The sequence below is a fragment of the Paenibacillus ginsengarvi genome, assembly GCF_003626695.1.
Classification (GTDB): Bacteria; Bacillota; Bacilli; order Paenibacillales; family NBRC-103111; genus Paenibacillus_AB; species Paenibacillus_AB ginsengarvi.
The window spans coordinates 1-10,152 of record NZ_RBAH01000058.1 but is presented as its reverse complement, the minus strand read 5'-3'; the positions used below and the strand labels follow the sequence as shown (position 1 = coordinate 10,152).

Genomic DNA, 10,152 nt, shown 5'->3' with positions numbered 1-10,152 from the left:
GCTAAGATGGGAGTAGCTCATGTTGGGTTCTCCTGTGAAAAATGGTGTTGTGGTGACTTCCATTTTACACGAATCCATTCATGGGCTTCTTTGTTTTTAGTTGTCGCACTTCATATTACAATCCGTCTTAATACAGAACAGAAGTATGGCTTTAGACTTGTTAACATAAGTGATAAGAAAGTAAAACTACTGCGAATTGAGTTGGTTGACTACCAAGGAATTATGATAAGTGACCTAAGAATCAACGGAAAACCATTTACAGCCCAGTTGATTCCAAGTCACAGAGTGTATTCCAGTACAAAATCTTGGTCAACCAATAGTCAAGGAGTTGATGTTGACTAGGTTGCTGAAATTAATGAGCCAGCTATTAAAAATCCTGAAAATGTTTTAATAATGTATTCATATATGGGTTTAAAACATGAGCAGAAAATAAAGATACCCATTATACGACGTAGTTAATTTATAAGAAGAAAAGTTATTGCATTGCACTAAAATAATGTATATTTTATGGTCAAGCGGACTTGGTGTTTAGATATAGTATGATGAACCGTACCACAGGTAAGGTAAAGGCAAGGATCATTGCGCTAACGGATACGTTAGCATGGAGCTACCGCGAGGACAGCTCCTCTTGATGTTTATTGAAGTAACAGGCAGTATTGTACAACAGGCTAATATTTACATTTTGATCCGAAATAAGTTATTTTAAAGTAGGTAAGACATTCCAATGATTAAGGAGGCAAACTTAGATGGGTGAACAAGTCATTGCAACACCAATTAAGCCAATTGTGCCTGCGGTATTCGTCTATGTAACGGATGTAAAGAAATCTGTGGAATGGTATTGCAAATTGTTGGGTTTACCGATTCCCGAAAAAACTAGAGAAGATATTCATATTTTCGGTTTAAGTGACAGCTTCTGTTCAAATATTTTTTTGACAAAAAGAGCACAGGTAAATCCTTCGTCGGAGCCTATTTTTAGCTTAACGGCACCTGATAACGAAACAACTTTCCAATTCCTATCCGATCTCGGAGTAGAAATTGTACATAAGAATCAAGATGTAATTCACTTTAAAGACATTGACGGCAATGTGCTGATGGCTTGCTCGATTTGAATTTATGAAACTAGACCTTGCATTGGTTACGCTAACCGAGACATTAGTTCAACTATATGGAGCAGCTTTGCCACGGGCAACTGCTCCTCTTTTTATTAAAGCTATTGGGCAGCATAGTGGAATCAACATTATAAAAATGCCATGTCGTCCCCTACGCTTAGGGAAGGCTTTGACCAATTCAGAAAAATTATATGTTATAGTTGGTTTATGGTAAAAATTATCAAATAATGGAGGGGATCAAATGGTAATTGGTGTGACGAAACTTGTAGTAGGCATTCCGGTTGTTAAATCAGGATCAGGTAATATAGAAGAATATGGAAAAGTAATACAATGGTACGCCAATGTGCTCGGATTTAAAATTGAATGGGTAATGGGGATTGCGAGCCTTAAACTGGAAAACGGGCAACAAATTTTACTTTTTGGAGAAGAAGATGATGAAAACAGTCTTTGGTATACAGGCGATATTAAACGGAATCCGCATTACAGCATTCAATTTTCTACAGATAATATCGAGGAATTACGTTCGGATTTAATAAAAAGTGGTGTAGCAGTCGGTGAAATTATCACCAATGGAGGTGGAGGTGAACCCATCATGATGTTTTGCGATCCGTATGTGAAAACACCACAGTAGGACGACCTTCTTCGCCGGCCGGAATATATGGGTTCTATACAAGAAACTTTCGGGTCTATACACTAATCTATTAATTCCACATGGGATCTTTTAAGCTTTCTTCATTGAAGTAACGGGTAGCATAGCTTAATGACCGAATGTAGCTAGTTCGAGCCGTATTTCACTGGATATAGGGATGAATCCGAGTTTTTGTTCATTCACGATTCTCATTGGAATGTTATTATTTCTATGACCGCTTTCAATTGTCCGATATCCATGATCTTTACCGAATTGCAGGATACGAACCTTTAGAGCTGTAGCAACACCTGTATTCCAATACTCTTTTAAAACAGCAGTATTTCCTTGCTGTAATTCTTCGTTATTCAATTTTTTAAAATAACTATAACCGATGTAGCGGTCTCCATATTTAGCGATATAGGGGTCCCGCCAACAAAACGCGAAAAACGTAGCTAAGCGAAAAATTGATCACACAAGCCGGATTTTCCGTACGCTAAGGAAATCCGGCCCGTTCTTCTGTCTATTCTTCAGGTGAAAGCTGTTTTAGCGGTCGTAGCCCTTTCAAAGTTGAGATTTGTTTTATATCAAATTTGTATTCGCCTAAGAAATTGATGTGTTCCCAACCAAGAGGAGAAGTATGCTTTGAAAATTCTTCATTCAATCGCTTATTTCTCTTTCTATATTCAGTTGCTTATGTCAAATAAACCGTATTCCACACGCTTATTGCATTGATGATGATGTTCAATGCACTGGCCCGTTGGAGCTGGTCTTGCAAAGCGCGTTCACGCAGCTCACCGTGTTTTCCGAAAAGATCGCTCTGGCCATGCGTTCATCGCTTCTCCTTTGTTCAAACCCCGATCGATCTTCCGCCGCAGCAATTCACTTGAAATGACGTCCAGGATGAAGATAGTTTTCTCGATGCGTCCCATTTCCCGGAGTGCGGTTGCTAAAAGATCCGAGTTTTCCCATAATCAACGAAGCTGAAACCGTTCCTTCCCTTATGGAGTGCGCGAGCCGTAATACATCATCGTAATTCTCCTGAATGATCTTTGTATTGATTTGGCCGCGCAGCAGTTTCTCCAGTTTCGGAAAATCGCTAGCCTTCCCAATGGTATACAGCTTGGAATCGGAAAGGTCGCGTAGCCGCGGCGCAAAGCGGAAGCCAAGAAGGTGTGTCAAACCAAAGACTTGATCGGTATATCCGGCTGTATCTGTATAATGTTCATCGATGGCCAAGTCTGTTTCATGGTGGAGTAACCCGTCAATAACGTGCACCGTATCTCTAGCGTTTATATTGATCACTTTGGTATAGAAACTGGAAAATTGATTGCTGACGAATCAGTAATTCGTTGCACCTTTTCCTCTACCGTAATGCGGATTTGCATCGGCATGAAGTATGGCTATTCCGATCTGAACGCGCATCCCGTCTGATGAGGACGTAGTGCCATCGCCCCAATAAGAAGGCAGCGACAGCTTATGGTGGTAATTGACAAGAATAGCTTGCGCCTTGTTCATGGCATCTTCATGAAGTCGCGTACCATTCGATAGAGTCTAGCACAACACAATTAATATTGTGTTGCAAACTCCGTAAAAATTTTAGTTTTGCAACCTTGTTTATTTCAGAGACGTATATAATTATAGTTTCATCATTTGATATCGGGAGGAGAGCATTCATGAGAAAGAAACTAATCGCTTCAGTCGCAGGGATATCTTTGCTGCTGGGAGCTAGCGCTGGCGCTTATGCAGGCGCCAATCTTGAGACGATTCAAGCTTATTTGAATCATACTTTGACCGTTAAGGTGAACGGAGTGCCGGCACAATTGAACGACGAACAAGGGAACGCCATTGTACCAATTACATATCAAGGCAGTACATACTTGCCTGTGAGAGCAATTGCAAATGCGTTAGGAGTTGCTGTTGATTACGACGTGGCTACAACAACCGTGCTTCTGGGCGAGAAAGTCGACGGCATCTCCATTACGGGCGAAGAGTATGACGGCGGCAGCTACCTTACGTCCGATCCGAAGCGCACGATCTATCAGAACAAAGACTATAAAGAAGTGCTTTATAACAATGTCGAGGATAACAGCAGCAATGGCAACGGTTCTTTTATGCTTACCCCGGATAAAAAATATCAGAAGTTGTACCTGCAGGCAGCCGCTATAAACAAAGAGTTCGAGATCAGCATTTATGAAAGCGGCACGCTCAAACTGCTCAAGCAGGATACGGTAACTGTCGAAGACAAGATGAAAACGATTGAGGCCAATATCGGAGGCATCTCCGATGTGTATATTGAGATCAAAGGGTCCGGCGGCGGATTTGTCATTCCTTTGACGACGTCGTACTACAAATAAAGTTCGAAAGGAATGGAAGCTAATACAAGTTTGGTGCAATGGGGGCTGCTGCTGCGGCCTTTTTGTTTTTCGTACAACTAATTGGCAGGTTAATTTAGTTGAAAATAAAGGAAAATAGATAAGATATGAGAAATACTAAAGGGATATATTCTATATTTAAAGTAGTTGCGGAGGGCTTTTCGTTGAAATACTTTTATGGAATATTAGCGGTTTTGGGAGTTGTGTTACCGTATTCGCAATTTCTTCCATGGATCATTCAGAATGGCCTGGATATGTCTCAATTAGTTGAAGAAATAACTCAGACGCGCATTGGATCTTTTGCATGGATGGATGTTTTAGTATCAGCAATTGTACTTATTGGGTTCATTCTCTTCGAAGGCAAAAGAAAGGGTATGAGGTCGTTATGGTTGCCGATTATAGGTACTCTTGTAGCAGGTGTTTCATTAGGCCTTCCTTTATTTTTATTACTTCGTGAAATACACATCGAAAAGAAATTACAAGGCTGAATTTCAGCACTTTTGAGCTAACGAAAACGATAGCAATAATTGATATGGCGGGGCTGCCGGGACGATTCGGTGGCCTCGCTGTGTTAACAGGCAGCATACTTAAAAAGGAATTTAAAATTAACTACTTGAATTTCTAGTAGTACCAATATTGAAAATAGGAGTTACATCATGAAAACCTATAGCTTAACACAAAGTGACCATGAACTTATTTCAATGGCACTAGATGTATTAGAACGAAACTTTGACGACGGGGTTTATAACCACACAGTAGGTGGGGCAATCCGCTGCAAAAATGGAAAGGTTTACCTTGGCGTCAATTGTGACGGCATACATGGCTCCTGTGCGGAGTATATTGCTATTGGCGCAGCTATCACTGCAGGTGAGCGTGATTTTGATACAATTGTGGCCACTCATGATAAAGCACATAATTGTCTAGTCCCTCCATGTGGAAACTGCCGGCAAATGCTCTTTAAATATTGCCCTGATATTAAGGTGATCTTGAACGATGAGAAAGGGAATTCTGTCAAAGTTGAAGTGAAAGATTTGTTACCTTTAGCATATAAAAGAATAGTTGTGAGTGATTAGATTGCAAATCATATCTTATTCTTACCATCAAGTCGACTGAACTAACGAAGACAATAGTTCAAAAATCAAAACGGCTGCCGAGGGGTAGCCGTCACTGGCTATCGGGGAAGATAGCTGAATAAATGTAATGAAAGTCCATTAAAGACAAGAATTAACGAACTGCCCCCATTGACTTTAAAGTTACTTTAAGGTGTAAGATTGGTTTATTCTATTGTATTCCATCTTCTATAGGGGGCATCAAATTGAAGGAGCCGCATTTTTCATTTGACGGCGGATTTATTATGGTACCGACGGATCGTTTTTTGGAAGGGGTAGAGTGGTATCAGAAGCATATGGGTTGGGAGCTGATCGATACGGCATTCAGCCCCGTCGGAATGAAAGCGTTCTTCCGGTTGCCTGCCGGCGGGCAGGTAAATCTGAAGTCATTCGAGCTGGAACACGAGCACTTTACGCCGGAAGGTTATGAGGAAGGCCATGTTCGATTTTGCTTCCGGACTGCTAACTTGGAGGAGACTATCAAGTACTTTCGGGGAGAGGGAATCTTCTGTACGGAGCCGGTTCTGATGCCGGATAACCATTACGCCATTGATATTATAGCCTTTGCAGGTGTGCGCCTCACGCTGGTAGAGGATCGGGATTTCGAGGGCAGGTATCCGAGCGCGAGGATCATTCGTTACGCTTCGAAACCGCTTTGGCTTGGCGTACGCGATCTAGAAGCAGCAACGAATTGGTATGGCCGCTTTCTCGGGCTAAAACGTTCTGACATCAGTTATGCAGATCAAGGTTATGCGCTACTGGGCGAACGCGACGGCAGTTGGGATTACATCTGGCTGGAACAACTGCAGCATGCGGAACGTAACGTTAGGGCAAATCCGGGGGCCCGCATGTACTTCGTCATTCGGGAGAGGGCCGCTTTTTTCGATACGCACCAATGGTTACTCGAGCAGGGTATAAAGGCTACAGAGCCGATCGGCGAGCGATGGATGGGGTTCCACTTCCACGATCCGGACGGCAACCGGCTGAATGTATGGACTTACTACTAATAAGGAGCGAGCGGGAGGAAAGCCCATGGAGCAGGCGATGACGATCCAGCGGTTCTCGCACCGGACAGGCTTGCCCGCGAGTACGCTACGTTATTACGAGAAGGAGGGATTGATCGAACCGCATGTCCGAGGCGACAACGGCTATCGATTTTATACCGAAGAGCAGATTCCCATTGCACTGACTATCCATTCACTGCGTTTGGCGGATGTCTGCTTGCGGGATATTCGCGAGTACCTGCGATGCGCCAACGCTGGGCGGGCGGCCTGGCTGCGCAAGTGGCGGGAGGAAATTGACGCCAAGTTGGCATCGCTCCGCATAGCTCGGCAGTATCTGCATGGTATCGAGGCGGACGAACAATCCGTCAGGCTGGTCAAATGGGAAGCGCCTGTCCCGTTCCTGTGGTTTCCGGTAACCATTAAACGGCAGTTGCACCCTTACGCCGAGGCGATTCAGGAAACAGCTACTGCGTACTATCGTCGGTTCGGCGTTCGACCGACTGAAGCCTTTGTACGAACCACTTCAGCAGACCGGCTAACGATGAATGGCAGCATCGGATACAGACTGTCCAAGGGACAAGAGGCAGAAGTGAGTACGGATCCAACGGCTGTTTTTTTGGAACACGATCCCGTACTGTTCGTCACGCTGGAATGTCTGGCTTCGGACGCATTCGTCTGCTTCGATCTCATGTTATTGCTCCAGAAATTCGGCTTCGAGCCGGCCGGTCCTAAGCTGGAGCGATACAATCTGAAGGATCTCAACCACTATCAATGGATGATTCCGGTGTTGCATACGCAATCGCAATGCACACGGTCAGGAGTTTAAGTGCATGGACAACATTCAAGTAATTGGAGCGGCGATTCATAATTTAAAAAAGGTGAACGTCACCTTACCCAAGGGGAGTCTGACCGTCTTGACCGGTGTCAGCGGGTCCGGCAAATCAAGTCTAGCCTTCGATATCCTGTTCGAAGAAGGGCGCAGACGATATTTTCATGCTATTGGCATACAGAACGACGGGCAGGCAAAATCCGGCGAAGCTCCGTTCGCGGTCATTCGCGGATTGCCGCCGGCTATCGCGGTCGAGCAGCGGACGATCCGGCAGACGAATCCGCGCAGTATCGTTGGTACGCGGACCAAGCTACTGGATTCAGTCAAGTGGCTGTATGCAATCGAGGGTGTCGATGTATATGGGCAGAAGAGCGGGCTGCCGGTCGAAACGTTCTCTTTCAATCATTTAGAAGGGCTTTGCCCGATTTGTGAAGGCCGCGGCTATCATATTTATCTCGACGAGAAGCGCGTTATCCGGGATCCACGCAAGCGGCTTGAACAGATCTGTATAGAAGGACGTGATTTCGGCAAGCAGCTCGTTAAGCACCTTCCGGCTTTTGCCGCCCTGTTGGGTTATTCCGACTGGAAAAAGTTAACTTTCCAGAATCTGTCCGAGGAAGCGCGGCGCGCGTTCCTTCACGGCAACGAGCAGTTCGTTGGATATATCCCATTTATTCGTTCAAAAATCACAACTCCTAAAAGGAAGGTGCTGTTTGAACAGCTGTTCGCAAGTCGGACGACCTGCGAGGCATGCGAAGGGTATCGGCTAGGTGAATCGGCACGCGGTGTGTTCCTGCGTGGCAAGCATATCGGGCAGATTTGCAGCATGCCATTTGCTGAGCTCGGAGCCTTTATGCGATCGATCAAACTGGAGGCGCTCACGGCTGAAGGAAGTCTACTGGTCAGCCGAATATTGTGGAAAATCGGGTTGATCGAACAGGTTGGGCTCTCTTATCTTACGATGCTGCGGACGATTCCGTCTTTGAGCGGCGGTGAACTGCAGCGGTTGTTCTTGATGCATCATCTGCAGTCAGAATTCGACTCGCTTCTCTATATTTTCGACGAGCCGACGGCAGGCCTGCACGAATCTGAGAAACAAGCACTGATCGAAAAAATGCGGACCTTGACGGAAGCGGGCAATACGGTCATCGTCGTCGAGCACGACGCCGACGTCATCAGGGCCAGCGATTACGTCGTCGAGTTGGGGCCTGGCGCAGGGGTACACGGCGGAACCGTTCTTTACGAGGGAGCGCCGGAGGGGCTCCCTCGATCCGATACATCGGTACTCGGTCCGTACTTGTCGAATGCACGTACGCTGCCCATGAAACGGGTTGAGCAGTACCGGGAGGTAAATGCAAATAGGGATCGATTGATCCTCCGACATGCCAGCCTTAATAATCTTCAGAACCTTACGGTCGAGATTCCGCTCGGTGTCCTAGTCGGCATCGCGGGAAAATCCGGTAGCGGCAAAAGCACACTCATCTCGGGCACGCTGGTCCCGTTACTCGAGTATCATCTGAATGCCGGGGAGGGAGTGGATGAGATTGAGGGGAGCGAAGGAGGTGTGCGGCTCGATACACTTGGCTGGCTGGATGGCTGGGAAGCGATCGACCAGTGCATTGTCGTATCCCAAGCTCCGATCGGCCGAAGCCGAATGTCCACGCCCATCACGTATATCGAGATCTGGGACAAGATCCGCGACCTGTTCGCAAGTCAGCCTGAGGCGCAGATGAGAGGCTACACGGCCGGCCACTTCTCGTTCAATACCGAGTTGGGGGCATGTTCGGCATGCAGCGGCGAAGGATTCGAATCGATGGATCTGGGTGCAATCGGCATATTCGACCGCACCTGCCCGATGTGCGAGGGAACCCGATACCGCCGTGAGATATTAGAGGTCACGTATAAGGGACGCAGCATCCATGATATCCTCTCCATGAGTGCCGAGCACGCCTGCGAGCTGTTCGACGATCAGCGCTCCATCCGGTCCGCTTTGGCCATGATGATAAAGATTGGGCTTGGTTACCTGACGTTGGGGCAGCCTGCCCCGACGCTGAGCGGCGGTGAGGCGCAGCGGCTAAAGTTGGCCAAGGCATTGGGAAAGCCGTGCAAATCTGGTGTTATCTACATGCTAGACGAACCGACGACCGGTCTCGGGGCGACCGATATCGAGAAGCTGTTGCTGCTTCTCGACGAGCTTGTGGAGCAAGGAAGTAGTGTCATCGTTACGGAGCACGAACCGAATATACTGGCTTACTGCGATTGGCTGATCGAGATGGGCCCAGGAAGCGGCGACCAAGGCGGACGCCTGCTAGCGGCGGGCTCGCCCCACGAGCTGTCTCAAAATTCATCTTCTCTAATAGGACCTTATCTACCTATGGTTTAGAATAATTGCGGTTTGTTACTATTCAATAGTCCATTTGATATTATTAAAAGTGTACAATAATAGGAGTAATTATTATGCGTATCGAACAAGAAATGAAGCAAGTAACGGTCGTTCAATCGAATGTATCAGGCTCTTCCTTCACGGATGTCATGGCCGAAGATCTGAAGTTCAAGAACTGCAACGTGGCCAGAATCTCCTTCAACGATGTAAACATGACGGCCGCGTGTATCGTTGACGCCAATCTAAGTGAACTCGTAATAGACGGAGCCCAGTGGGGCGGTGCCGAACTCCGCTATATTGGTTACTCAAACAGCGATGACCCGGCGGTACAGAAGCATCCGAATGCGGTGAAAATGACGGGATGCGACCTGTCGCACGGTACGTTAGCGGATTGCAATCTATCGAACGCTAACCTTGTGAACTGCGATATTACAGGTCTCACCATCAATGGCGTCCGGATCGACGAGCTGCTGAAAAAAGTTCAATCGGGAAATTAAATTAAAAAAATTATCCTCGTTACGCTAACGAAGACGATAGCGTGGAGGAGCTTGCTAATGATGAATGCAGCTCCTCTTTTCTATTGAAGTAACGGGGCAGTGCGCGCCTAGCCAAGCTAGGTACAACTTACTGATGAAAGTTCAGTCGGGGTAGGGACCAAGCCGCCCCGTAGCTAGCAGGCAGACGTCGGCGAAATCCGGCGGCTGAAGCCCTGCGAAAA

11 protein-coding genes and 1 pseudogene are annotated in these 10,152 nt (G+C 46.5%); 10 read left to right on the top strand and 2 right to left on the bottom strand.

Annotated elements, in window-relative coordinates; genetic code table 11:
* From D7M11_RS37210 to D7M11_RS35865, 3 genes are all read left to right on the top strand, one after another.
* On the top strand, positions 1–342 hold a 342-nt coding region (locus tag D7M11_RS37210), incomplete at its 5' end, for a hypothetical protein (protein WP_205127169.1).
* Positions 343–746: 404 nt separating this feature from the next.
* The gene (locus D7M11_RS35870; protein WP_120752068.1) at positions 747–1,109 is read left to right on the top strand and encodes a VOC family protein; all 363 of its coding nucleotides are present in this window, start codon (positions 747–749) and stop codon (positions 1,107–1,109) included.
* 241 nt (positions 1,110–1,350) lie between these two features.
* Positions 1,351–1,740, top strand: coding sequence for a VOC family protein (locus D7M11_RS35865; RefSeq protein WP_120752067.1), 390 nt, complete (start codon positions 1,351–1,353; stop codon positions 1,738–1,740).
* A 126-nt stretch (positions 1,741–1,866) separates the two neighbouring features.
* Here D7M11_RS35865 and D7M11_RS35860 read toward each other — a convergent pair whose 3' ends face one another.
* Together D7M11_RS35860 and D7M11_RS35855 are read right to left on the bottom strand one after the other, a co-directional pair.
* Complete coding sequence (locus tag D7M11_RS35860) at positions 1,867–2,202, bottom strand: GNAT family N-acetyltransferase (protein WP_120752066.1); 336 nt, start codon at positions 2,200–2,202, stop codon at positions 1,867–1,869.
* Positions 2,203–2,257: 55 nt separating this feature from the next.
* Positions 2,258–3,270: pseudogene (locus D7M11_RS35855) on the bottom strand (transposase); the annotation flags it as partial.
* Positions 3,271–3,410: 140 nt separating this feature from the next.
* Here D7M11_RS35855 and D7M11_RS35850 point away from each other — a divergent pair.
* From D7M11_RS35850 to D7M11_RS35820, 7 genes are all read left to right on the top strand, one after another.
* On the top strand, positions 3,411–4,091 hold the full coding sequence (locus D7M11_RS35850; RefSeq protein WP_120752065.1) for a stalk domain-containing protein: 681 nt from the start codon (positions 3,411–3,413) through the stop codon (positions 4,089–4,091).
* Positions 4,092–4,273: 182 nt separating this feature from the next.
* Entirely contained in the window at positions 4,274–4,597 is a 324-nt protein-coding gene (locus D7M11_RS35845) for a DUF2834 domain-containing protein (RefSeq protein ID WP_120752069.1), read from the top strand.
* 168 nt (positions 4,598–4,765) lie between these two features.
* Positions 4,766–5,182, top strand: coding sequence for a cytidine/deoxycytidylate deaminase family protein (locus tag D7M11_RS35840; protein WP_120752064.1), 417 nt, complete (start codon positions 4,766–4,768; stop codon positions 5,180–5,182).
* 242 nt (positions 5,183–5,424) lie between these two features.
* Positions 5,425–6,225: a VOC family protein gene (locus tag D7M11_RS35835; protein ID WP_120752063.1), complete on the top strand. Its 801-nt coding sequence runs from the start codon at positions 5,425–5,427 to the stop codon at positions 6,223–6,225.
* A 25-nt stretch (positions 6,226–6,250) separates the two neighbouring features.
* Positions 6,251–7,048: a helix-turn-helix domain-containing protein gene (locus D7M11_RS35830; RefSeq protein WP_158607022.1), complete on the top strand. Its 798-nt coding sequence runs from the start codon at positions 6,251–6,253 to the stop codon at positions 7,046–7,048.
* A 4-nt stretch (positions 7,049–7,052) separates the two neighbouring features.
* On the top strand, positions 7,053–9,434 hold the full coding sequence (locus tag D7M11_RS35825) for an excinuclease ABC subunit UvrA (protein WP_120752061.1): 2,382 nt from the start codon (positions 7,053–7,055) through the stop codon (positions 9,432–9,434).
* A 74-nt stretch (positions 9,435–9,508) separates the two neighbouring features.
* Positions 9,509–9,931 carry a pentapeptide repeat-containing protein gene (locus tag D7M11_RS35820; protein ID WP_120752060.1) on the top strand — a complete coding sequence of 141 codons (423 nt, stop codon included), beginning with the start codon at positions 9,509–9,511 and terminating at the stop codon, positions 9,929–9,931.
* Positions 9,932–10,152: the final 221 nt, after the last annotated feature.

Coding starts and splice junctions, on each gene's coding strand:
- D7M11_RS35870 (WP_120752068.1), top strand. CDS start 747: ATGGGTGAACAAGTCATTGCAACACCAATTAAGCCAATTGTGCCTGCG.
- D7M11_RS35865 (WP_120752067.1), top strand. CDS start 1,351: ATGGTAATTGGTGTGACGAAACTTGTAGTAGGCATTCCGGTTGTTAAA.
- D7M11_RS35850 (WP_120752065.1), top strand. CDS start 3,411: ATGAGAAAGAAACTAATCGCTTCAGTCGCAGGGATATCTTTGCTGCTG.
- D7M11_RS35840 (WP_120752064.1), top strand. CDS start 4,766: ATGAAAACCTATAGCTTAACACAAAGTGACCATGAACTTATTTCAATG.
- D7M11_RS35830 (WP_158607022.1), top strand. CDS start 6,251: ATGGAGCAGGCGATGACGATCCAGCGGTTCTCGCACCGGACAGGCTTG.
- D7M11_RS35825 (WP_120752061.1), top strand. CDS start 7,053: ATGGACAACATTCAAGTAATTGGAGCGGCGATTCATAATTTAAAAAAG.
- D7M11_RS35820 (WP_120752060.1), top strand. CDS start 9,509: ATGCGTATCGAACAAGAAATGAAGCAAGTAACGGTCGTTCAATCGAAT.